The sequence below is a fragment of the Streptococcus sp. CF7_Ac1-12 genome (genome assembly GCF_024295905.1).
Lineage (GTDB): Bacteria > Bacillota > Bacilli > Lactobacillales > Streptococcaceae > Streptococcus > Streptococcus mitis_AP.
Window position 1 is genome coordinate 18,960 of the sequence record NZ_JANCPG010000004.1, and the last position, 22,752, is coordinate 41,711.

General features: G+C 42.2%; 23 protein-coding genes and 1 pseudogene. All 24 read left to right on the forward strand.

The features are described 5' to 3' along the window. Positions 1-497: 497 nt before the first annotated feature. Positions 498-1,361: a GHKL domain-containing protein gene (locus tag NMM17_RS02960; RefSeq protein ID WP_000264921.1), complete on the forward strand. Its 864-nt coding sequence runs from the start codon at positions 498-500 to the stop codon at positions 1,359-1,361. Beyond that, positions 1,358-2,089: a response regulator transcription factor gene (locus NMM17_RS02965; protein ID WP_001221863.1), complete on the forward strand. Its 732-nt coding sequence runs from the start codon at positions 1,358-1,360 to the stop codon at positions 2,087-2,089. Before NMM17_RS02960 ends, NMM17_RS02965 begins: the two co-directional genes overlap by 4 nt. Before the next feature lie 813 nt (positions 2,090-2,902). Then, positions 2,903-3,097: a class IIb bacteriocin, lactobin A/cerein 7B family gene (locus tag NMM17_RS02970; RefSeq protein WP_254753806.1), complete on the forward strand. Its 195-nt coding sequence runs from the start codon at positions 2,903-2,905 to the stop codon at positions 3,095-3,097. 27 nt (positions 3,098-3,124) lie between these two features. Beyond that, a complete protein-coding gene (locus NMM17_RS02975) occupies positions 3,125-3,325 on the forward strand; it encodes a hypothetical protein (RefSeq protein ID WP_000478864.1) in 201 nt (66 codons plus the stop codon). Between the two features lie 8 nt (positions 3,326-3,333). Next, positions 3,334-3,501 (forward strand): class IIb bacteriocin, lactobin A/cerein 7B family, encoded by a 168-nt coding sequence (locus tag NMM17_RS02980; protein ID WP_001047582.1) that lies wholly within the window; start codon positions 3,334-3,336, stop codon positions 3,499-3,501. Between the two features lie 3 nt (positions 3,502-3,504). After that, a complete protein-coding gene (locus NMM17_RS02985) occupies positions 3,505-3,720 on the forward strand; it encodes a bacteriocin immunity protein (RefSeq protein WP_080566643.1) in 216 nt (71 codons plus the stop codon). A gap of 185 nt (positions 3,721-3,905) precedes the next feature. Further along, on the forward strand, positions 3,906-4,085 hold the full coding sequence (locus NMM17_RS02990) for a hypothetical protein (RefSeq protein ID WP_254753807.1): 180 nt from the start codon (positions 3,906-3,908) through the stop codon (positions 4,083-4,085). A gap of 678 nt (positions 4,086-4,763) precedes the next feature. Continuing rightward, positions 4,764-4,952, forward strand: a complete 189-nt coding sequence (locus tag NMM17_RS03000) for a hypothetical protein (RefSeq protein ID WP_001033680.1) — start codon at positions 4,764-4,766, stop codon at positions 4,950-4,952. A 158-nt stretch (positions 4,953-5,110) separates the two neighbouring features. Further along, complete coding sequence (gene comA, locus NMM17_RS03005) at positions 5,111-7,264, forward strand: peptide cleavage/export ABC transporter ComA (RefSeq protein WP_000668248.1); 2,154 nt, start codon at positions 5,111-5,113, stop codon at positions 7,262-7,264. A 12-nt stretch (positions 7,265-7,276) separates the two neighbouring features. Next, positions 7,277-8,626, forward strand: coding sequence for a competence pheromone export protein ComB (gene comB / locus NMM17_RS03010; RefSeq protein WP_254753808.1), 1,350 nt, complete (start codon positions 7,277-7,279; stop codon positions 8,624-8,626). A gap of 169 nt (positions 8,627-8,795) precedes the next feature. Beyond that, positions 8,796-9,503 (forward strand): phosphoribosylaminoimidazolesuccinocarboxamide synthase, encoded by a 708-nt coding sequence (gene purC, locus NMM17_RS03015; protein ID WP_254753809.1) that lies wholly within the window; start codon positions 8,796-8,798, stop codon positions 9,501-9,503. Between the two features lies 1 nt (position 9,504). After that, positions 9,505-9,648, forward strand: a complete 144-nt coding sequence (locus NMM17_RS09655; protein ID WP_368406693.1) for a phosphoribosylaminoimidazolesuccinocarboxamide synthase — start codon at positions 9,505-9,507, stop codon at positions 9,646-9,648. 56 nt (positions 9,649-9,704) lie between these two features. After that, positions 9,705-13,430 carry a phosphoribosylformylglycinamidine synthase gene (locus NMM17_RS03025; RefSeq protein ID WP_254753810.1) on the forward strand — a complete coding sequence of 1,242 codons (3,726 nt, stop codon included), beginning with the start codon at positions 9,705-9,707 and terminating at the stop codon, positions 13,428-13,430. A gap of 92 nt (positions 13,431-13,522) precedes the next feature. Then, entirely contained in the window at positions 13,523-14,965 is a 1,443-nt protein-coding gene (gene purF, locus NMM17_RS03030) for an amidophosphoribosyltransferase (protein WP_000220646.1), read from the forward strand. 36 nt (positions 14,966-15,001) lie between these two features. After that, on the forward strand, positions 15,002-16,024 hold the full coding sequence (gene purM / locus NMM17_RS03035) for a phosphoribosylformylglycinamidine cyclo-ligase (RefSeq protein ID WP_001284583.1): 1,023 nt from the start codon (positions 15,002-15,004) through the stop codon (positions 16,022-16,024). Next, complete coding sequence (gene purN, locus NMM17_RS03040) at positions 16,021-16,566, forward strand: phosphoribosylglycinamide formyltransferase (protein ID WP_000820825.1); 546 nt, start codon at positions 16,021-16,023, stop codon at positions 16,564-16,566. The genes purM and purN overlap by 4 nt, the downstream gene beginning before the upstream one ends. A gap of 83 nt (positions 16,567-16,649) precedes the next feature. Further along, complete coding sequence (locus NMM17_RS03045; RefSeq protein WP_000894015.1) at positions 16,650-17,159, forward strand: VanZ family protein; 510 nt, start codon at positions 16,650-16,652, stop codon at positions 17,157-17,159. Positions 17,160-17,204: 45 nt separating this feature from the next. Continuing rightward, positions 17,205-17,498, forward strand: a pseudogene (locus NMM17_RS03050) (formyltransferase family protein); the annotation flags it as partial. A gap of 45 nt (positions 17,499-17,543) precedes the next feature. Then, positions 17,544-18,008 (forward strand): GNAT family N-acetyltransferase, encoded by a 465-nt coding sequence (locus tag NMM17_RS03055; protein WP_000571850.1) that lies wholly within the window; start codon positions 17,544-17,546, stop codon positions 18,006-18,008. 1 nt (position 18,009) lies between these two features. Beyond that, positions 18,010-19,557 (forward strand): bifunctional phosphoribosylaminoimidazolecarboxamide formyltransferase/IMP cyclohydrolase, encoded by a 1,548-nt coding sequence (purH, locus tag NMM17_RS03060; protein ID WP_000161908.1) that lies wholly within the window; start codon positions 18,010-18,012, stop codon positions 19,555-19,557. Positions 19,558-19,678: 121 nt separating this feature from the next. After that, a complete protein-coding gene (purD, locus tag NMM17_RS03065; protein ID WP_254753811.1) occupies positions 19,679-20,941 on the forward strand; it encodes a phosphoribosylamine--glycine ligase in 1,263 nt (420 codons plus the stop codon). A gap of 94 nt (positions 20,942-21,035) precedes the next feature. Further along, a complete protein-coding gene (locus tag NMM17_RS09660; RefSeq protein ID WP_078228439.1) occupies positions 21,036-21,152 on the forward strand; it encodes a phosphoribosylaminoimidazole carboxylase in 117 nt (38 codons plus the stop codon). Between the two features lie 29 nt (positions 21,153-21,181). Then, positions 21,182-21,670 (forward strand): 5-(carboxyamino)imidazole ribonucleotide mutase, encoded by a 489-nt coding sequence (purE, locus tag NMM17_RS03075; protein WP_125416735.1) that lies wholly within the window; start codon positions 21,182-21,184, stop codon positions 21,668-21,670. Continuing rightward, on the forward strand, positions 21,657-22,748 hold the full coding sequence (gene purK, locus NMM17_RS03080; RefSeq protein WP_254753812.1) for a 5-(carboxyamino)imidazole ribonucleotide synthase: 1,092 nt from the start codon (positions 21,657-21,659) through the stop codon (positions 22,746-22,748). The genes purE and purK overlap by 14 nt, the downstream gene beginning before the upstream one ends. The last annotated feature ends 4 nt before the right edge of the window (positions 22,749-22,752 follow it).

A 22,752-nucleotide genomic window follows, 5' to 3' on the forward strand; every position in this document is an offset into this window, starting at 1 on the left:
TTAAAATGTGTTAACTAAACAGATTTATGATTATATTACTTGAATTTTTAGTGTTTATATTGATTTTAATCAATATTTTAGCTCCTCCGATTTATCTAGGTAGTCAACTCTCTAAAGCATTTTATGACAAACGCTCTATATTTCTTTGGGTAGTTTTTCAGCTATTTGCTACCTTCGTTTTTCCGAGTTTCTTGCATGTTGGCAATTTATTATTCTTTTATATAATATTTTGGACTGTGTTAAAGAAAAAGAAGAAGGAAGCTCTCTTTCTTGCCCTTTATCTATTTATGTTTTATCAAAGTATTCGATATTTGATTTTGACATTTATAATACGATTGATATTTGACTACTCTGAACTATCTGATTTCTTGCATAGTGGATTTGATTCTGTATTTAGTTTGATTTCGTTGTTTTTGTCTGTTGTCATTTTAAGACGATGGGGAATTGATCTCAATATATTATTTTTAGATAAATTTCAATCGTTAGTGACGAAAAGTATGTGGATCTTATCCTTATTGTTTGGTTTCAGACTGTTTTCATCCATCATGTCTGGAGGATGTAATCCTTTCTATGTTCGTTTTGACACGACCATTTCTCTCCTGATTTTCATTCTCTTTTTCTCTTGGCTCTTTTACATCAAGCATTTGGAGCAGGTTTATCGTGATGAGCAAACCATTCAGAGACAGGAAGATGAAAATCGTTCCTTGCAAGGGATGGTGGATAAGCTAGGTCATCTCTATGATGAGGTTCGCGGTTTTCGTCATGATTTTGCAGGGATTGTCGCCAGTATGGAGCCTGCTATAGCTAATCAAGATATGGCTGAGGTTTCTACCATCTATCAAGATGTTTTTCTAAAGACTAATGAAAAGCTGAGGAAGGCGGACTACACAGCCTTTAATCTTCACAATATTCATGATATAGCCATTCGTAATACCTTGGCAAAAGCCATGATTGTGGCAGATAATCAGGGAATTCATTTTAGTTTGGAGACGGTGGGGGTTGTTGAAGAACTGGCATTGCCGATGTTGGAGGCTATTCGTATCCTCTCTATCCTCACGACAAATGCCTTAGAGGCAGCTAGTGAAGCGGAAAATCCGCAGATTCGGGTTGCTTTATTGGCAGGCGATAGGAGTGTCCGTTTTATCATTGAAAACACTCGTAAGAAAGAAGAACTGAATCCTAGCATTCTCAGTCAAAAGGGTTATTCAACCAAGGGGAACCACAGTGGACTGGGCTTAGCGACCTTGGAGGATATGGTTTTTCATTATGATTTAAACTTAGATACCCAGCTAGGAGAGACGACCTTTAGACAAGATTTAGAATTGCCATTTAAGGATGAGAAACGAGGGGGAGAGGAATGAGAATTTTAGTTTTGGAAGACGATAGAGTCCAGCAAGGACGGATAGAGCAGACTTTACTAGATATTGGTCGCTCTCGCAATTTGAGATTGGAAATTGATATTGCCAAAAACTATGGGGACGTTGAAAAATATTCTCAGTATTTTGATCATTACCAGCTCTATTTATTGGATTTAGAGATTGATGGAGAGCGTGAACGGGGCTTTCAGGTTGCTCAACAGGCTCGGGAGCGAGATCCCTTTACAAGCATTGTCTTTGTGTCCACGCACTCGGAGGCCTTGCCTCTAGCTTTTCGTTACCACTTGTCTGCCTTAGATTTTATTTCCAAGGATCAGCCAGAGGAGGATTACCGTCATCAGCTGGAACGCTGTCTGGACTATGTACTGGCAGTGGACAAGAGGGAAAATATGCGTCTCTTTACTTATAGTTTTGAGGGGAGACGGGGCTTTACTCTGCCCTACCATGAGATTTTAGCCTTTGAAACCTCAGTGGAATCCCACCGTATCAAGGTCTATTATGCTAATCATTCTATCAAGACCATTTATGGCAGTCTCAAGGATATCGCTGCCAAGGCTGAAAAAGATTACTTTGTCTATGCCAATCGCAATACTTTAGTCAGTTTACAGGCAATTGAAGAGATGACTGCCACAGAAGTGACCTTGTTAGAAGGCTTGCATTTCCCCGTATCACGGACAGCCAGAAGAACCCTAAAAAAACATCTCAATGTCTAATATCTGTTAGACTTGGATGAGTTTATCAATAAGAATGTCGGAAAATTTTCTGATATTCTTATTTTTTTGACTTCTTTTTCGAATAGATAAGTAAGAGGAAAAGGAAAGGAGCCTAGTTCATGTATCTACCAATTTTTTATCCGTGGTTTACTAAATTATTTTTCAAATAAATTTAATTAGTTGTACATTTTTGAATTGTTTTTCGAATAGATAAGTAAGAAGAAAAGGAAGGAGCCTAGCTCATGTTTATATCAATGTTCTACCCATGGTTCACTGAGTTATTTTTTAAATAAATTTAATTTAGTTGTACATTTTCGAAATTTTTTTCGAATAGATAAGTAAGAGGAAAAGGAGAGGAGCCTAGTTCATGTATCTACCAATCTTGTATCCGTGGTTCATTAAATTATTTTTTAAATAAAATTTGATTTAGTTGTACATTTTCGAAATTTTTTTCGAATAGATAAGTAAGAGGAAAAAGAAAGGAGCCTAGTTCATGTATCTACCAATTTTCTATCCATGGTTTACTAAATTATTTTTCAAATAAATTTAATTTAGTTGTACATTTTCGAATTCTTTTTCGAATAAATAAGTAAGAAGAAAAGGAAGGAGATTACGCGATGTATTTACCAATCTTATTGCCATGGTTTATCAAATGGTATTTAAAATAAATGAAATTTACCTGTTCATTTTAAATCACTTCTCAAATAGATAAGTGAGACGAAAAGGAATTCAGTAATTTATCTATTCTGGTTTTTAAAATGGTTTAAGAGCCAGAAATCGTAAACTAACAAATAGAAATAAAGGAGAAAAAAGATGACAAATTTTGACAAAATGGAACAGAACTTTGTAGCTCTTACAGAAGAAGAGTTGATGGATGTGGATGGGGGAGCATTGCCTCTTGTAGTCGCTGGAGTGTCTATTTGGAAGATAGGTGCAGCAGTAGCAGGTGGAGCAGCAGCACTTTTTGCTGGAGGAGCAGCTTTGGGGTATTATGCGAATAGACCATAATCTGATTGTAGTCAGAGAGGCATTTCTATGTTTTTAAAAAAAGAAGTGATATTATTAGGGGTATTGTTATCGCTACGTATTATTTTTACTATCGTTCAAATTTTAATTGACTATAAAATATTATCTGGGCAGTATAATATAAATTTTATAGATATTTCAGAAGTATTTACCTATCCAATACTCATTTTAATCATTTACATAGCAATAAAATATAATATAAAGGAGTAATGACGAACATGAACTTAGAACAATTTTATCAATTATCTGACGATGAATTAGTGGGAACAAAAGGTGGTTTTGGTCTTGCGGAAGCAGTTGGGATTGCAGGAGTACTGAATGCTGCTGTACAAATTTTTAATGCTGGTTACAAATTTGGTTCAGATTTTGCTCGTCGTGGACGTTAGATAATGAACAGTCGCAACCTTAATCTTAATACATTGTTACCTAAACTAGCCACTATAATTCCTTTGTTGGGAATAACTCTTAATCTCGCGCTTCATGTAATTCGTACAGGTTCGTTAGTATCCTTTAATTGGCAATGGCCTTTAGTGGGTTTGTTTTTCTCAGGATATTTTGGTATTTTTCGCAAAGATTTGTCAAAAAATAATCAAAACTATAAATGAAGAACATGAATCAAAAGGATTTTGTGTATATGAATGGTAGAGTTTTCTGTCATTCTTGTCAGGTAATACTCTTCGAAAATCAAATTCAAACCACGTCAGCTTCGCCTTGCCGTACTCAAGTACAGCCTGTGGCTAGCTTCCTAGTTTGCTCTTTGATTTTCATTGAGTATAAATAGGAGTTTACTATGAAACAATTTTTATTAGGCTTTGCTGAGGGATATTTTACCGTATCACTCATTATTTACATCGCAACGTATTTGATTTTGAGAAATCCAATCAATACCCTATTTTATCCAGAAATTTACCCTGTTTTATTTGGGCTCTTTTATCTAGGATATAAGGTCAATAAAAAGCAAGTAGAGTAAGCGGTTAAGAATGACTTGTTAGTCTGTGCTAAAATGGTTAGGGTAGAATCTAAGAATGCATCACATTGGAGTTTAATATGAAATTCGTTAAGTCAGTATTGAAAGTTTGGCCTGAAATCATGGTATTACTTATTTCGATGTCCTATATAATCATCAGATTAGTAGCTGACATAAATAAAGTATCTTTACCTACTTGGTTTGATAGTTTCAATATACCAACGATTGCATTATTTATGATGGTATTCATTCTTTTATATAGAAGTAAAAAAAGAACGGATAAATTTGAAGTAGTAGACAATCTATGGGTAAATAGGAGTCTTGTAGCAACGAATCAAAAAAGGAGTAACTATGAATCGTAATTTAGAACGGTGTTATCTATTCTGACTATGAATAGATCATACCAGAGGTGGCTTAGAAATAGCAGGGACATTAGAAATTGTAGTAATAAATAGGATGTCGTAAATGTTACTATCAATGATTTATTTGTCCCAAGTTTGCCTAGGGTGACAGTAAAACATCAATTTCCTTTCGTACCATATTTTTAGTAGGTAGGACATTCGTTCTGCCTATTTTTTGCCCCCAAAAGTGCAGTTGAGGTGTTTATTTGGAGTTTTGCATGTATTTTTTAATAAAATTTGATAAAATAGGTATAGAAATTAGGAAAGTTGAAGAAAAGAAATGAATAAGATTTTAAAATATTTTTTAGTATTTATTTTTCTATTTTTGATGAATATTTTCATCTTTAAGATACTAGCAACTCTGGGATTTCAGCTGACAATGAGTGAAAAGAGTTATATTGTACCACCGCTGTTTTCGATTATCGTTTTATATATGATTGACAAAAGAATTAGGAAGAAAAAGAAATAAATATATATTTTAGGTATGACGTTTGTTCTACCTATTTTTAAATCCCAAAAGTGCATTTTGGGGGTAGATAGGCGCATTTGGGGAGGAAGTCCAGTTTTTGTTTAGTGATTGGGGTAAGATAGTTATTATCAGATGAGTTTAGGAAAAAGGAGATGAATATGAAATTTGGGAAATGTCACTATCGTCCGCAGGTGGATCAGATGGACTGCGGTGTAGCTTCATTAGCTATGGTCTTTGGCTACTATGGTAGTTACTATTCTTTGGCTCACTTGCGAGAATTGGCCAAGACGACCATGGATGGGACGACGGCTTTGGGCTTGGTCAAGGTGGCAGAGGAGATTGGCTTTGAGACGCGAGCGATCAAGGCGGATATGACGCTTTTTGACTTGCCAGATTTGACCTTTCCTTTTGTTGCCCATGTGCTTAAGGAAGGAAAATTGCTCCACTACTATGTGGTGACTGGGCAGGATAAGGATAGCATTCATATTGCTGATCCAGATCCTGGGGTGAAATTGACCAAACTGCCACGTGAGCGCTTTGCGGAAGAATGGACAGGAGTGACTCTGTTTATGGCACCTAGTCCAGACTACAAGCCTCATAAGGATCAAAAGAATGGCCTGCTCTCTTTTATCCCTATATTAGTGAAGCAGCGTGGCTTGATTGCCAATATCGTTTTGGCAACACTCTTGGTCACCTTGATTAACATTGTGGGTTCTTATTATCTGCAGTCTATCATTGATACCTATGTGCCAGATCAGATGCGTTCGACACTGGGGATTATTTCTATTGGGTTGGTGATCGTCTATATTCTCCAGCAGATCTTATCTTACGCTCAGGAGTATCTCTTACTTGTTTTGGGGCAACGTTTGTCGATTGACGTAATTTTGTCCTATATCAAGCATGTTTTTCACCTACCTATGTCCTTTTTTGCGACACGTAGGACAGGGGAAATCGTGTCTCGTTTCACAGATGCTAACAGTATCATCGATGCGCTGGCTTCGACCATTCTTTCGATTTTCCTAGATGTATCAACGGTTGTCATTATTTCCCTTGTTTTATTTTCACAAAATACCAATCTCTTTTTCATGACTTTATTGGCGCTCCCTATCTACACAGTGATTATCTTTGCTTTTATGAAGCCGTTTGAAAAGATGAATCGGGATACCATGGAAGCCAATGCGGTTCTGTCTTCTTCTATCATTGAGGACATCAATGGTATTGAGACTATCAAGTCTTTGACCAGTGAAAGTTCACGCTACCAAAAGATTGACAAGGAATTTGTGGATTATCTGAAAAAATCCTTTACCTATAGTCGGGCAGAGAGTCAGCAAAAGGCTCTGAAAAAAGTTGCCCATCTCTTGCTCAATGTCGGCATTCTCTGGATGGGGGCTGTTCTGGTCATGGATGGCAAGATGAGTTTGGGGCAGTTGATTACCTATAATACCTTGCTGGTTTACTTTACCAATCCTTTGGAAAATATCATCAATCTGCAAACTAAGCTTCAGACGGCGCAAGTTGCCAATAACCGTCTGAATGAGGTTTATTTGGTAGCTTCTGAGTTTGAGGAGAAGAAAACAGTTGGGGATCTGAGCTTGATGAAGGGAGAGATGACTTTCAAGCAGGTTTACTATAAGTATGGCTATGGTCGAGACGTCTTGTCGGATATCAATTTGACTATTCCGCAGGGTTCTAAGGTGGCTTTTGTGGGAATTTCAGGGTCAGGTAAGACGACATTGGCCAAGATGATGGTTAATTTTTACGCCCCAAGTCAAGGGGAGATTAGTCTGGGTGGTGTCAATCTCAATCAGATTGATAAAAAAGCCCTGCGCCAGTATATCAACTATCTGCCTCAACAGCCCTATGTCTTTAACGGAACGATTTTGGAGAATCTTCTTTTGGGAGCTAAGGAGGGGACGACACAGGAAGATATCTTACGGGCGGTCGAATTGGCAGAGATTCGGGAGGATATCGAGCGTATGCCACTGAATTACCAGACAGAATTGACTTCGGATGGGGCAGGAATCTCAGGTGGTCAACGTCAGAGAATTGCTCTGGCGCGTGCTCTCTTGACAGATGCGCCGGTCTTGATTTTGGATGAGGCAACTAGCAGTTTGGATATTCTGACAGAGAAGCGAATTGTCGATAATCTTATGGCTTTAGACAAGACCTTGATTTTCATTGCTCACCGCTTGACCATTGCTGAGCGGACAGAGAAGGTTGTTGTCTTGGATCAGGGCAAGATTGTTGAAGAAGGAAAGCATGCTGATTTGCTTGCACGGGGTGGCTTTTACGCCCATTTGGTGAATAGCTAGAAAGAGGAGAGGATGAAACCAGAATTTTTAGAAAGTGCGGAGTTTTATAATCGTCGTTACCATAATTTTTCCAGTCGGGTGATTGTACCCATGTCCCTTCTGCTTGTGTTTTTGCTTGGATTTGCAACATTTGCAGAGAAGGAGATGAGTTTGTCTACTAGAGCTACTGTTGAGCCTAGTCGTATCCTTGCAAATATCCAGTCAACTAGCAATAATCGCATTCTTGTCAATCATTTGGAAGAAAATAAGCTGGTTAAAAAGGGAGAACTGTTGGTTCGATATCAAGAAGGGGCAGAGGGTATCCAAGCAGAGGCCTATGCTAGTCAGTTGGACATACTTAAGGATCAAAAAAAGCAATTGGAGTATTTGCAAAAGAGTCTGCAAGAAGGAACGGATTACTTTCCAGAGGAGGATAAGTTTGGCTACCAAGCCACCTTTCGCGACTACATCAGTCAAGCAGGCAGTCTTAGGGTTAGTACATCGCAACAAAATGAGACCATCGCGTCCCAGAACGTAGCAGCTAGTCAGACTCAAGCCGAAATCGGGAACCTCATCAGTCAAACAGAGGCTAAAATTCGCGATTACCAGACAGCTAAGTCAGCTATTGAAACAGGTGCTTCCTTGGCCAGTCAGAATCTAGCCTACTCTCTCTACCAGTCTTATAAGTCTCAGGGCGAGGAAAATTCGCAATCTAAGGCCCAGGCTATTGCTCAGGTAGAAGCACAGCTTTCTCAGTTAGAAGCCAGTCTTGCTACTTACCGTGTCCAGTATGCAGGTTCAGGTACCCAGCAAGCCTATGCGTCAGGCTTAAGCAGTCAATTGGAGTCTCTCAAATCACAACACTTGGCTAAGGTTGGTCAGGAATTGACCCTACTAGCCCAGAAAATCTTGGAGGCAGAGTCAGGTAAGAAGGTTCAGGGAAATCTTTTAGACAAGGGGAAAATTACGGCGAGTGAGGATGGGGTGCTTCACCTTAATCCTGAGACCAGTGATTCTACCATGGTAGCAGAAGGTACCCTACTAGCCCAACTCTATCCGTCCTTGGAAAAAGAAGGGAAAGCCAAACTAACAGCTTATCTTAGTTCAAAAGATGTAGCAAGGATTAAGGTCGGTGATTCTGTTCGCTATACTACGACTCATGATGCCAAGAATCAACTTTTCCTAGATTCTACTATTACCAGCATCGATGCGACAGCTACTAAGACTGAGAAAGGGAATTTCTTTAAAATCGAGGCGGAGACTAATCTAACTTCGGAGCAGGCTGAAAAACTTCGGTACGGGGTGGAAGGTCGCCTGCAGATGATTACGGGCAAGAAAAGTTACCTACGTTATTATTTAGATCAATTTTTGAACAAAGAGTAATGTTCGTGTTTTTAGAGTTAAATAATTTTTAAACTGTGAGAAATCTTTTTCTTACAGTTTTTTCTTTATTATTTTTGGAGGTGATACGTTATTTATTCGGTTAAATTCTTGTAATTTTAGGTTTTTTATGGTAGAATGTGCTCAAGTAATACGAAAGGCGAACTTTAAAATGTCAAAACAATTGATCTATTCGGGAAAAGCTAAAGATATCTATACAACTGAGGATGAAAATCTTATTATTTCAACTTACAAGGACCAGGCGACTGCTTTCAATGGTGTTAAGAAGGAGCAGATTGCTGGCAAGGGAGTTTTGAATAATCAGATTTCATCTTTTATTTTTGAGAAATTAAATGCGGCTGGTGTGGCAACTCACTTTGTGGAGAAGCTTTCAGACACGGAACAACTCAATAAAAAGGTTAAGATTATTCCTTTGGAAGTCGTGCTCCGCAACTATACTGCTGGTTCCTTTTCAAAACGTTTTGGTGTGGATGAGGGAATCGCATTTGAGACTCCGATTGTCGAATTTTACTACAAAAATGATGATTTGGATGACCCATTTATCAATGACGAGCATGTGAAATTTCTACAAATTGCGGATGAGCAGCAGATTGTCTACTTGAAGGAAGAAACTCGTCGAATTAATGAACTCTTGAAAGCCTGGTTTGCTGAGATTGGACTCAAGCTGATTGACTTTAAGCTAGAGTTCGGTTTTGACAAGGATGGCAAGATTATCTTGGCAGATGAATTTTCACCAGATAACTGCCGTTTGTGGGATGCGGATGGAAACCATATGGATAAGGATGTTTTCCGTAGAGGATTAGGAGAACTAACAGATGTTTATGAGATTGTTTGGGAAAAATTGCAGGGGTTGAAATAATCTGTTAGCAACGGAAAACCTTCGTCCCTCAACTAAAAGGACTCAGGCTGAAAAGGTCCCCCAGACCTTTTCACTCCGTAGAGGATTGGGAGAACTAACAGACGTTTACGAGATTGTTTGGGAAAAGTTGCAGGAATTGAAATAAGAACCTCAAGTGCGTTTGAGAACATTGCAAGAGCTGAAATAAAGGAATAAGGATTGATGGATAAACGTATTTTTGTTGAAAAAAAGGCTGATTTTCAGGTCAAGTCAGAGAGTTTGGTAAGAGAGCTCCAACACAACTTGGGACTTTCAAGCTTGAAAAGTATTCGTATTGTGCAAGTGTATGATGTCTTTAGCTTGGCTGAGGACTTGTTTGCGCCTGCAGAGAAACACATCTTCTCTGAGCAGGTGACAGACCATGTCTTGGCTGAAGCTGCTGTACAGGCGGATCTTGCCAACTATGCTTTCTTTGCCATTGAAAGCCTGCCAGGGCAGTTTGACCAGCGTGCGGCTTCTTCACAGGAAGCATTGCTTTTGTTGGGAAATTCGAGTGATGTGACGGTTAATACAGCACAACTTTACTTAGTCAATAAAGATATTGATGCGACTGAGTTGGAAGCAGTCAAGAATTACTTGCTCAACCCAGTTGATTCTCGTTTCAAGGACATCACGACAGGGATTGCCAAGCAGGAATTTTCAGAGTCAGACAAGACCATTCCTAAATTGACTTTCTTTGAAAGCTATACAGCAGAAGACTTTGCTCGCTACAAGGCCGAGCAAGGGATGGCCATGGAAGTGGATGATTTACTCTTTATCCAAGACTATTTCAAGTCAATCGGGCGCGTGCCGACGGAAACAGAACTCAAGGTTTTGGACACTTACTGGTCTGACCACTGCCGTCACACGACGTTTGAGACAGAGTTGAAACACATCGACTTTTCAGCTTCTAAATTCCAAAAGCAATTGCAGTCAACCTATGATAAATATATCGCTATGCGCGATGAGTTGGGGCGTTCTGAAAAACCGCAAACCTTGATGGATATGGCAACTATTTTCGGTCGTTATGAGCGTGCTAATGGACGTTTGGATGATATGGAAGTGTCAGACGAAATCAATGCTTGCTCAGTAGAAATCGAAGTGGATGTTGATGGTGTGAAAGAGCCATGGCTCCTAATGTTCAAGAATGAAACTCACAACCACCCAACGGAAATTGAGCCATTTGGTGGGGCTGCTACCTGTATCGGTGGAGCCATTCGTGACCCATTGTCAGGACGTTCATACGTTTACCAAGCTATGCGTATCTCGGGTGCAGGTGATATTACAGCACCAATCTCTGAAACGCGTGCTGGTAAATTGCCACAACAAGTCATTTCGAAGACAGCGGCTCATGGTTATTCTTCATATGGGAACCAAATTGGGCTTGCGACGACCTATGTTCGTGAGTACTTCCACCCAGGCTTTGTAGCTAAACGCATGGAGTTGGGTGCCGTTGTCGGTGCTGCTCCTAAGGAAAATGTAGTCCGTGAAAAACCGGAAGCGGGGGATGTCATTATCCTGCTCGGTGGCAAGACTGGACGTGATGGCGTCGGTGGTGCGACAGGTTCTTCTAAGGTTCAAACAGTTGAGTCTGTAGAGACTGCTGGAGCAGAGGTTCAAAAAGGGAATGCCATCGAAGAACGCAAGATTCAACGCCTTTTCCGTAATGGCGATGTCACTCGTCTCATCAAGAAATCTAATGACTTTGGTGCTGGTGGTGTCTGTGTAGCTATCGGTGAATTAGCAGACGGTCTTGAAATCGACCTTAATAAAGTTCCTCTTAAATACCAAGGCTTGAATGGTACCGAAATTGCCATCTCTGAATCACAAGAACGGATGGCAGTTGTGGTGCGTCCTAAGGATGTAGATGCCTTCGTTGCAGAATGTAATAAAGAAAATATTGACGCTGTTGTGGTTGCGACAGTGACTGAAAAACCAAATCTAGTCATGCACTGGAATGGTGAAACAATTGTCGACTTAGAACGTCGTTTCCTTGATACCAATGGTGTGCGCGTGGTCGTTGATGCAAAGGTGGTGGACAAGGATGTCAATCTTCCAGAAGAACGTCAAACATCTGCTAACACACTTGAAGCAGATACTCTTACGGTTCTATCTGACCTCAACCATGCGAGTCAAAAAGGATTACAGACTATCTTTGACTGCTCTGTTGGACGCTCAACGGTCAATCACCCACTTGGCGGTCGCTATCAACTCACTCCAACTGAGGCATCTGTACAGAAATTGCCAGTTCAACACGGTGTGACTCATATTGCTTCAGTCATTGCTCAAGGTTTCAACCCATATGTAGCAGAATGGTCTCCATACCACGGTGCTGCTTATGCGGTTATCGAAGCAACTGCTCGTTTGGTTGCTGCTGGTGCCAACTGGTCTAAGGCTCGCTTCTCTTACCAAGAGTATTTCGAGCGCATGGATAAACAAGCTGAGCGTTTTGGTCAGCCAGTGGCAGCTCTCCTAGGCTCTATCGAGGCACAAATTCAGCTTGGTTTGCCATCTATCGGTGGTAAGGACTCCATGTCTGGTACCTTTGAAGAATTGACGGTGCCACCAACCTTGGTTGCCTTTGGTGTGACAACAGCAGATAGCCGTAAGGTGCTTTCTCCCGAATTCAAGACTGCTGGGGAAAATATTTATTACATTCCAGGTCAAGCATTGGCTCAAGAGATTGACTTCGATCTTATCAAGTCTAACTTCGCTCAATTTGAAGCCCTTCAAAAGGCTTACAAAGTAACATCTGCATCAGCTGTTAAATACGGTGGTGTCGTTGAAAGCTTGGCTCTTGCTACCTTTGGAAATCATATCGGTGCAGAGGTGATCTTGCCTGAACTTGAAAGTTCTTTGACAGCACAATTGGGCGGATTTGTCTTCACATCTCCTGAAGAAATCGCTGGAGTAGAGAAAATCGGTCAAACAAGTGCAGACTTTACACTGATTGTCAACGGTGTGAAGCTAGATGGACACAAACTTGACAGTGCCTTCCAAGGCAAGCTGGAGGGAGTTTACCCGACAGAATTTACTCAAGCGAAAGAACTGGCTGAAGTACCAGCTGTGGTATCAGATATTGTGATTAAAGCAAAAGAAAAGGTTGAAAAACCTATGGTCTATATCCCAGTCTTCCCAGGAACCAACTCAGAATATGATTCAGCTAAAGCCTTTGAGAAAGAAGGTGCAGAGGTTAACTTGGTGCCATTCGTGACCTTGAATGAAGAAGCTATTGTCAAGTCAGTTGAAACTATGGTTGACAATATTGGAAAGGCTAACATTCTCTTCTTTGCAGGTGGATTCTCAGCTGCGGACGAGCCAGATGGTTCAGCCAAGTTTATTGTCAATATTCTGCTTAATGAAAAAGTGCGTGCAGCTATTGATAGCTTTATCGCTCGTGGTGGCTTGATTATCGGTATCTGTAATGGATTCCAAGCACTCGTCAAATCAGGTCTTCTTCCATACGGGAACTTTGAAGATGCCAATAGTACTAGCCCAACCCTCTTCTACAATGATGCCAACCAACACGTGGCCAAGATGGTGGAAACTCGGATTGCCAATACCAACTCGCCATGGTTGGATGGGGTGCAAGTTGGTGAGATTCATGCCATTCCTGTTTCACACGGTGAAGGGAAATTTGTTGTGACGGCTGAGGAATTCGCTGAACTCCGTGACAATGGACAAATTTTCAGCCAATATGTTGACTTTAACGGCAAACCAAGTATGGATTCTAAGTACAATCCAAATGGTTCTGTAAATGCTATAGAGGGAATTACTAGCAAGAATGGCCAAATCATCGGTAAGATGGGCCACTCAGAACGTTATGAGGACGGTCTTTTCCAAAATATCCCAGGCAATAAAGACCAGCACCTGTTTGCGTCGGCGGTTAAATACTTTACTGGAAAATAAGACTTGCAGATTTTCTAATAGATAGTATCAGTAATGTAAAAGTCATGTAAATCTAGCTCATGATGATTGCAAATGAAAATTAGGTATAAAAAATGACATACGAAGTAAAATCTCTTAATGAAGAATGCGGTGTTTTCGGTATCTGGGGACATCCAGATGCTGCTAAATTGACCTATTTTGGTCTCCACAGTCTTCAGCACCGTGGTCAGGAGGGGGCAGGAATCCTCTCCAATGATCAGGGACAATTGAAGCGCCATCGTGACATGGGTCTTCTATCAGAAGTCTTCAGAAATCCTGCTAACTTAGATAAATTGACGGGAACTGGTGCGATTGGGCATGTGCGTTACGCGACTGCTGGCGAAGCTTCTGTAGATAACATCCAGCCCTTCCTCTTCCGTTTTCACGATATGCAGTTTGGCTTGGCTCATAATGGGAACCTGACCAATGCGGCCTCTCTCAAGAAAGAATTGGAAGAACGAGGAGCGATTTTCAGCGCGACTTCGGACTCGGAAATCTTGGCTCATCTCATTCGTCGTAGTCACAATCCGAACTTGATGGGCAAAATCAAGGAAGCGCTCAGCCTTGTCAAAGGTGGCTTTGCTTATATCCTGCTGTTTGAGGACAAGTTGATTGCGGCTCTTGACCCAAATGGCTTCCGTCCGCTTTCTATCGGGAAAATGGCCAACGGAGCGGTGGTTGTTTCATCTGAAACCTGTGCTTTTGAGGTTATTGGTGCAGAGTGGATTCGTGATTTGAAGCCAGGTGAGATTGTGATCATTGATGACAAGGGAATCCAGTATGATAGCTATACGGATGATACTCAGCTCGCGATTTGTTCTATGGAGTATATCTATTTTGCCCGCCCTGATTCTAATATCCACGGTGTCAATGTCCATACGGCTCGCAAACGTATGGGTGCCCAATTGGCGCGTGAATTCAAGCATGAGGCGGATATTGTGGTCGGTGTGCCCAATTCTTCCCTTAGCGCAGCCATGGGATTTGCGGAAGAATCCGGTTTGCCAAATGAAATGGGACTTATCAAGAACCAATACACGCAACGTACCTTTATCCAGCCGACTCAAGAATTGCGGGAGCAAGGGGTGCGGATGAAACTGTCTGCTGTTTCTGGTGTTGTAAAAGGCAAGCGTGTGGTTATGATTGATGACTCTATTGTACGTGGAACAACCTCGCGTCGTATCGTTCAGCTCTTGAAAGAAGCTGGTGCGACTGAGGTTCACGTTGCCATTGGTAGTCCAGCGCTAGCTTATCCATGTTTCTACGGGATTGATATCCAGACCCGTCAGGAACTGATTGCGGCTAATCATACGGTCGAAGAAACTCGCCAAATCATTGGTGCGGACAGTCTGACTTATCTTTCTGTTGAGGGATTGATTGATTCGATTGGTATTGAAACAGATGCGCCAAATGGCGGTCTCTGTGTCGCTTACTTTGACGGTGACTACCCAACGCCTCTCTACGACTACGAAGAAGATTATCGTAGAAGTTTAGAAGAAAAGACCAGTTTTTACAAATAGATGACAGATTCTCCATTAAAGAAAAGGAAAAATAAAATGGCAAATAAAAATGCGTACGCTCAATCTGGTGTGGATGTTGAAGCGGGTTATGAAGTTGTTGAACGGATTAAAAAGCACGTGGCTCGTACGGAGCGTGCAGGTGTCATGGGAGCTCTTGGTGGCTTTGGTGGTATGTTTGACCTTTCAAAGACTGGGGTTAAAGAACCTGTCTTGATTTCAGGAACTGACGGTGTCGGAACCAAACTCATGCTGGCTATCAAGTACGACAAGCACGATACCATCGGTCAGGACTGTGTGGCCATGTGTGTCAATGATATCATCGCTGCAGGTGCGGAGCCCCTCTATTTCCTTGACTACGTAGCGACAGGGAAGAATGAACCAGCTAAGCTAGAACAAGTTGTCGCTGGTGTGGCAGAAGGTTGTGTGCAGGCAGGCGCTGCCCTCATTGGTGGGGAAACAGCTGAGATGCCTGGCATGTACGGCGAAGCTGACTATGACTTGGCAGGTTTTGCGGTCGGTGTGGCTGAAAAATCTCAAATCATTGACGGTTCAAAAGTGGCAGAGGGAGATGTTCTTCTCGGACTTGCTTCAAGTGGGATTCATTCCAATGGTTACTCTCTCGTCCGTCGTGTCTTTGCGGATTACACAGGTGAGGAAGTCCTGCCAGAATTGGAAGGCAAGCAACTCAAGGAAGTTCTTCTTGAGCCGACTCGTATCTATGTCAAGGCTGTTTTGCCACTCATCAAAGAAGAGTTGGTCAACGGCATTGCCCACATCACAGGTGGTGGCTTTATCGAAAATGTCCCTCGTATGTTTGCAGCTGACTTGGCTGCTGAGATTGAGGAAGACAAGATTCCAGTTTTACCGATTTTCAAAGCTCTTGAGAAATACGGTGAAATCAAACATAAAGAAATGTTTGAAATTTTCAATATGGGTGTGGGACTTATGCTAGCAGTTAGCCCTGAAAATGTAATTCGTGTCAAGGAATTGTTGGATGAACCAGTCTATGAAATTGGTCGCATCGTCAAGAAAGAAAACGAAAGTGTCATCATCAAATGAAAAGAATAGCGGTTTTTGCCTCTGGTAATGGCTCAAATTTTCAGGTGATTGCCGAAGAATTTCCAGTGGAGTTTGTCTTTTCAGACCATCGTGACGCCTATGTGCTCGAACGTGCAGACAAGCTTGGCGTTCTGTCCTATGCTTTTGAACTCAAGGAGTTTGAGAGCAAGGCAGACTACGAAGCAGCCCTTGTCGAACTCTTGGAAGAACACCAGATTGACTTAGTTTGCCTAGCAGGCTACATGAAAATCGTTGGGCCAACCTTATTGGCGGCTTATGAAGGTCGGATTATCAACATTCACCCAGCTTATTTGCCAGAATTTCCAGGAGCTCATGGGATTGAGGATGCTTGGAATGCTGGAGTTGCTGAGAGCGGCGTGACCATTCATTGGGTGGATTCAGGTGTGGATACAGGAAAGATTATCAAACAAGTGCGCGTGCCAAGGCTGGCTGATGATACGATTGACAGTTTTGAAGCTCGCATTCATGAGGCAGAGTACAAGTTGTATCCGGAAGTAGTGAAGGCTCTATTTACAGATTGACTTTTTGATGATTCATATGATATCTTTGATTCAAAATTGGAGTCAGTGATTGTTGAAGACGGCTTCAAACGGAGGTATTTGTAATGTTAGAATCTAAAAAAACAACTCGATATGTATTTTATGTCTATCTGATGTTATTAACTTGGGGAATCTTATTTAAGTTTGAGACCAATCCTGAATTTATAGCATTTTTCTTAGCTCCAAGGTACATCAATTGGATTCCATTTTCGGAACCATTAATAGTAGATGGAAAAATTGTTTTTGCTGAAATGTTATTTAATCTGATTTCCTTTATTCCATTAGGTGTTTGTTTCCCTCTGATAAAAACTAATTTATCTAGTTTAAGAATAGTCGGAACAGGTTTCTTGATTAGTTTATTGTTTGAGTGCTTACAGTATATTTTAGCAATAGGTATAACAGATATAACGGATTTGGCTTTAAATACGCTAGGTGTTTGTGTAGGCTTACTGATTTATCAAATTTTTATAAGAGTGTTCAAATCACAGACTAGAAAATGGGTCAATATCTTAGGTATGCTTAGCCTTGGTTTTGCTTATTTTATTTTACTGTTACTGCATTTAATTGGTGTTTAACTAATGATTAAAAAGGAGAATATAATGACTAAACGTGCCTTAATCAGCGTCTCAGACAAAGCGGGCATTGTTGAATTTGTCCAAGAACTTAAAAAACTTGGTTGGGAGATTATCTCGACAGGTGGAACCAAGGTTGCCCTTGATAATGCTGGGGTGAATCAGTCTGGTGTGACCATGCACTGGGTGGACTCAGGTGTGGATACAGGAAAGGTCATCAAACAAGTACGTGTACCACGATTAGCTGATGATACCATTGACAGCTTTGAAGATCGCATTCATGAAGCGGAATATCAGCTCTATCCAGAAGTTCTCGAGAGTTTAGGGGTAGGGAGAAGGTAAGAAGTAAATCAAGTTTTGATTGTGCAATATTGCTAGGAGAAAAAAATGATTGAGATGAAATTAGTAGATGAGAGCAGTTTTCAGGCAGTGTTGGATTTGAAAATATCTGAAGCTGATGAACGAGCACGTTTCGTAGCTCCAAATGTACGCTCTTTAGCTGACGCATGGCTCTATCGGGAAAATGAAGATGTGTTTCCGAGGGCAATCTATTGGGATAAGCAAGTGGTTGGCTTTCTCCTGCTGGAAATAGACGTGGATGAAGCGGAATACTTTATCTGGCGGATAATGATTGGTCAGCAGTACCAAGGAAGAGGTTATGGTCGAAAAGCCTTGGAAGTTCTAATCAAAGAGGCTCAGATGGATAGAGCTTGCAGTCATATTGTTGCAGATTATGTGGTTGGAAATGAAAAAATGAAGCACCTGTTGACTAGTTTGGGTTTTCAGGAAACAGGATTTATAGAAGAAAATAACGAAGTCGCTATGCGCTTGGACCTAAAGAAAGAAGAATAGAATGACGAAAAAAGCTTTAATCAGTGTCTCAGACAAAGTGGGCATTGTTGAATTTGCCCAAGAACTCAAAAAACTTGGTTGGGAGATTATCTCGACGGGTGGGACCAAGGTTGCCCTTGATAATGCTGGAGTGGACACCATTGCTATCGATGATGTGACTGGTTTTCCAGAAATGATGGATGGTCGTGTTAAGACCCTTCATCCAAATATACACGGTGGACTCCTCGCTCGTCGTGACTTGAATAGTCACCTGGAAGCGGCCAAAGACAATCAAATCGAGCTCATTGACCTTGTAGTGGTCAACCTTTATCCATTTAAGGAGACCATTCTCAAGCCAGACGTGACTTACGCTGATGCAGTGGAAAATATTGACATCGGTGGGCCATCTATGCTTCGTTCAGCAGCCAAAAACCACGCTAGCGTGACGGTTGTGGTAGACCCTGCTGACTATACAGTGGTTTTGGACGAGTTGTCAGCCAATGGTGAAACGACTTACGAAACGCGTCAACGTTTGGCAGCCAAAGTATTTCGTCACACAGCGGCTTATGACGCCTTGATTGCAGAGTATTTCACAGCTCAAGTCGGAGAAAGCAAACCTGAAAAGCTCACTTTGACCTATGACCTCAAACAAGCCATGCGTTACGGTGAGAACCCTCAACAAGACGCGGATTTCTACCAAAAAGCTTTGCCAACAGACTATTCGATTGCTTCAGCTAAACAGCTCAATGGGAAAGAATTGTCATTCAATAATATCCGTGACGCTGATGCGGCCATTCGTATTATCCGTGACTTCAAAGACCGTCCAACCGTTGTGGCTCTCAAACACATGAACCCATGTGGGATTGGTCAAGCTGATGATATCGAAACAGCTTGGGACTACGCTTATGAGTCTGACCCAGTTTCTATCTTTGGTGGGATTGTCGTTCTCAACCGTGAGGTGGATGCTGCGACAGCTGAGAAGATGCATGGCGTTTTCCTTGAAATCATCATCGCACCAAGCTATACGAATGAAGCGCTAGCTATTTTAACCAACAAAAAGAAAAACTTGCGTATCCTTGCCTTGCCATTTGACGCTCAAGAGGCTAGCGAAGTGGAAGCAGAATACACAGGCGTGGTTGGTGGACTTCTCGTGCAAAACCAAGACGTGGTCAAAGAAAGCCCAGCTGACTGGGAAGTGGTAACCAAACGCCAACCGACAGAGACAGAAGCGATAGCATTTGAGTTCGCTTGGAAAGCCATCAAGTATGTCAAATCCAACGGTATCATTGTGACTAACGACCACATGACACTTGGTGTTGGCCCAGGTCAAACCAACCGTGTGGCTTCTGTTCGTATTGCGATTGAACAAGCTAAAGATCGTCTTGACGGTTCTGTCCTTGCTTCGGATGCCTTCTTCCCATTCGCGGATAACGTGGAAGAAATCGCCAAAGCGGGAATTAAGGCTATCATCCAGCCAGGTGGATCGGTCCGTGATCAGGAATCCATCGAAGCTGCTGACAAATACGGCTTGACTATGGTCTTCACAGGAGTGAGACATTTTAGACATTAAGAACGTTAAAGGGAAGAAAGCAGTTTCTTTCCTTTTTTGCGTAAAAACGCGGAGTGAAACGAGATTAAAACGAACGTTTATGGTATAATGTTATTAAATAATTCGCAAAAGAGGTTATAAGATGAAGCTGTTAGTTGTCGGATCGGGTGGTCGTGAACATGCCATTGCTAAGAAGTTGCTTGAGTCAAAAGAGGTAGAAAAGGTTTTTGTTGCTCCTGGAAATGACGGTATGACTCTGGATGATCTGGAATTGGTGGACATCTCTATTTCCGAACATTTTAAATTGATTGACTTCGCAAAGGCCAACGATATTGCTTGGACCTTTATCGGTCCAGATGATGCCCTTGCTGCTGGTATCGTGGATGATTTTAACCAAGCTGGTCTCAAAGCCTTTGGTCCGACAAGATTGGCGGCAGAGCTGGAGTGGTCCAAGGATTTTGCCAAGGAAATCATGGTCAAATATGGCGTTCCGACAGCAACCTATGGTTCATTTTCAGATTTCGAGGAAGCCAAGGCCTATATCGAAAAGCAGGGTGCACCTATCGTAGTCAAGGCAGATGGTTTGGCCCTTGGAAAAGGTGTCGTTGTTGCTGAGACAGTCGAGCAAGCCATCGAAGCCACTCACGAGATGCTATTGGACAATAAATTTGGTGACTCAGGTGCGCGTGTGGTCATAGAGGAATTCCTCGAAGGGGAAGAATTCTCACTCTTTGCCTTTGTCAATGGTGATAAGTTCTACATCATGCCAACAGCTCAGGACCACAAACGTGCCTATGATGGCGATAAGGGGCCTAACACGGGCGGTATGGGTGCCTACGCACCAGTTCCACACTTGTCACAGAGTGTAGTTGATACAGCGGTTAAGACTATTGTCAAGCCAGTCCTTGAGGGCATGATTAAAGAAGGTCGCCCTTATCTGGGTGTCCTTTACGCAGGTCTTATCTTGACAGCTGATGGCCCTAAAGTCATCGAGTTCAACGCTCGCTTTGGAGATCCAGAAACGCAAATTATCCTGCCTCGATTAACCTCTGATTTTGCCAAAAATATCACGGATATTCTGGATGGCAAGGAAGCAAATATCACTTGGAAGGACAAGGGGGTGACTCTGGGTGTAGTTGTCGCATCCAACGGTTATCCGCTAGACTATGAAAAAGGTGTCAAGTTGTCAGCCAAGACAGAAGGGGACATCATCACCTACTATGCCGGGGCTAAGTTTTCGGAAAATAGCAGAGCACTGCTATCAAACGGAGGACGAGTTTATATGCTCGTCACCACAGCAGCCACCGTCAAAGAAGCCCAGGACACCATCTACCAAGAATTCGCCCAACAAAAAACAGAAGGCCTCTTCTACCGAACAGATATCGGAAGTAAAGCTATTCGATAAAGGTATAAGAAAAAAGCGATGCAGTCGTCAAGTACGTTAATAGTCGTTTGATTTGCGAGCGTTAGCGAGCTAATATAGAACAATCACCGCTGTTGTGCAAGAACGATTGAATGACAATACAATCGTTCAGGGAAATTGGAAGACCTTGGGCTTCCGATTTAGGCATGAGACACCTTTGGTGGCTGCTGCCGTCCCTCACAACTTAAGGTGATTGTTGAAAAAGAGGAAAAAGGAAAAGAAATGAAATCAGTAATTTCCATTATCATGGGCTCAAAATCCGACTGGGCAACCATGCAAAAAACCGCAGAAGTCCTAGATCGCTTTGGTGTAGCCTACGAAAAGAAAGTTGTTTCTGCACACCGTACACCAGACCTCATGTTTAAACATGCGGAGGAAGCACGTAGTCGCGGTATCAAGGTCATCATAGCGGGTGCTGGAGGCGCAGCCCATTTGCCAGGTATGGTCGCAGCTAAAACAACCCTTCCAGTCATTGGGGTGCCCGTCAAATCACGTGCCCTTAGTGGCGTGGACTCGCTCTATTCTATCGTTCAGATGCCGGGCGGTGTGCCTGTGGCGACAATGGCTATTGGTGAAGCTGGTGCGACAAATGCGGCTCTCTTTGCCCTCCGTCTCCTCTCAGTAGAGGACCAAGCTATTGCGACAGCTTTGGCAGATTTTGCAGAAGAACAAGGAAAAATCGCAGAGGAGTCGACGAATGAGCTCATCTAAAACAATCGGCATTATCGGTGGTGGTCAACTGGGTCAGATGATGGCCATTTCTGCTATCTATATGGGTCACAAGGTTATCGCGCTGGATCCTGCGGCGGATTGCCCGGCCTCTCGCGTTGCGGAAATCATCGTGGCTCCTTATGACGATGTGGATGCCCTTCGTCAGCTGGCGGACCGCTGTGATGTTCTCACTTATGAATTTGAAAATGTCGATGCCGACGGTTTGGATGCTGTTATCAAGGATGGACAACTCCCTCAAGGAACCGATCTACTTCGCATCTCCCAAAACCGGATTTTTGAAAAGGACTTCCTTTCTAACAAGGCTCAAGTAACGGTGGCTCCTTACAAGGTTGTAAATTCTAGTCAAGACTTGGCGGAGATTGACCTGTCCAAAAACTATGTCCTCAAGACTGCGACTGGTGGCTATGACGGGCATGGGCAAAAGGTCATTCGCTCAGAAGCAGACTTGGAAGAAGCCTATGAACTAGCAGACTCAGCAGATTGTGTCTTGGAAGAATTTGTCAATTTTGACCTTGAAATTTCTGTCATCGTGTCAGGAAATGGCAAGGACGTGACGGTTTTCCCAGTTCAGGAAAATATCCACCGTAACAACATCCTGTCAAAAACCATCGTGCCAGCTCGCATTTCAGAAAGTCTAGCTGAAAAAGCCAAAGCCATGGCTGTACGTATCGCAGAACAGCTGAGTCTCTCTGGAACTCTCTGCGTAGAAATGTTTGCGACAGCTGATGATATCATCGTCAATGAAATCGCTCCACGACCACACAACTCTGGGCATTATTCAATTGAAGCCTGCGACTTCTCACAATTTGACACCCATATCTTGGGTGTTCTGGGAGCACCATTGCCAGCTATTCACCTACATGCCCTAGCTGTCATGCTCAACGTTCTCGGACAGCATGTCGAGGCTGCTGAAACATACGTCACAGAAAATCCAAGCGCCCACCTCCACATGTATGGTAAAATAGAAGCGAAGCACAACCGCAAGATGGGACATGTCACTTTGTTTAGTGATGTGCCGGATGGTGTGGAAGAGTTTGGGGAAGGAATTGATTTTTAGGTGA

Coding starts and splice junctions, on each gene's coding strand:
- NMM17_RS02990 (WP_254753807.1), top strand. CDS start 3,906: ATGAAACAATTTTTATTAGGCTTTGCTGAGGGATATTTTACCGTATCA.
- NMM17_RS02965 (WP_001221863.1), top strand. CDS start 1,358: ATGAGAATTTTAGTTTTGGAAGACGATAGAGTCCAGCAAGGACGGATA.
- NMM17_RS02960 (WP_000264921.1), top strand. CDS start 498: ATGTGGATCTTATCCTTATTGTTTGGTTTCAGACTGTTTTCATCCATC.
- purK (WP_254753812.1), top strand. CDS start 21,657: ATGAGCTCATCTAAAACAATCGGCATTATCGGTGGTGGTCAACTGGGT.
- comA (WP_000668248.1), top strand. CDS start 5,111: ATGAAATTTGGGAAATGTCACTATCGTCCGCAGGTGGATCAGATGGAC.
- NMM17_RS02975 (WP_000478864.1), top strand. CDS start 3,125: ATGTTTTTAAAAAAAGAAGTGATATTATTAGGGGTATTGTTATCGCTA.
- purM (WP_001284583.1), top strand. CDS start 15,002: ATGGCAAATAAAAATGCGTACGCTCAATCTGGTGTGGATGTTGAAGCG.
- comB (WP_254753808.1), top strand. CDS start 7,277: ATGAAACCAGAATTTTTAGAAAGTGCGGAGTTTTATAATCGTCGTTAC.
- purN (WP_000820825.1), top strand. CDS start 16,021: ATGAAAAGAATAGCGGTTTTTGCCTCTGGTAATGGCTCAAATTTTCAG.
- NMM17_RS03000 (WP_001033680.1), top strand. CDS start 4,764: ATGAATAAGATTTTAAAATATTTTTTAGTATTTATTTTTCTATTTTTG.
- NMM17_RS03025 (WP_254753810.1), top strand. CDS start 9,705: ATGGATAAACGTATTTTTGTTGAAAAAAAGGCTGATTTTCAGGTCAAG.
- NMM17_RS03055 (WP_000571850.1), top strand. CDS start 17,544: ATGATTGAGATGAAATTAGTAGATGAGAGCAGTTTTCAGGCAGTGTTG.
- NMM17_RS02980 (WP_001047582.1), top strand. CDS start 3,334: ATGAACTTAGAACAATTTTATCAATTATCTGACGATGAATTAGTGGGA.
- NMM17_RS02970 (WP_254753806.1), top strand. CDS start 2,903: ATGACAAATTTTGACAAAATGGAACAGAACTTTGTAGCTCTTACAGAA.
- NMM17_RS02985 (WP_080566643.1), top strand. CDS start 3,505: ATGAACAGTCGCAACCTTAATCTTAATACATTGTTACCTAAACTAGCC.
- NMM17_RS03045 (WP_000894015.1), top strand. CDS start 16,650: ATGTTAGAATCTAAAAAAACAACTCGATATGTATTTTATGTCTATCTG.
- purF (WP_000220646.1), top strand. CDS start 13,523: ATGACATACGAAGTAAAATCTCTTAATGAAGAATGCGGTGTTTTCGGT.
- purE (WP_125416735.1), top strand. CDS start 21,182: ATGAAATCAGTAATTTCCATTATCATGGGCTCAAAATCCGACTGGGCA.
- purC (WP_254753809.1), top strand. CDS start 8,796: ATGTCAAAACAATTGATCTATTCGGGAAAAGCTAAAGATATCTATACA.
- purH (WP_000161908.1), top strand. CDS start 18,010: ATGACGAAAAAAGCTTTAATCAGTGTCTCAGACAAAGTGGGCATTGTT.
- purD (WP_254753811.1), top strand. CDS start 19,679: ATGAAGCTGTTAGTTGTCGGATCGGGTGGTCGTGAACATGCCATTGCT.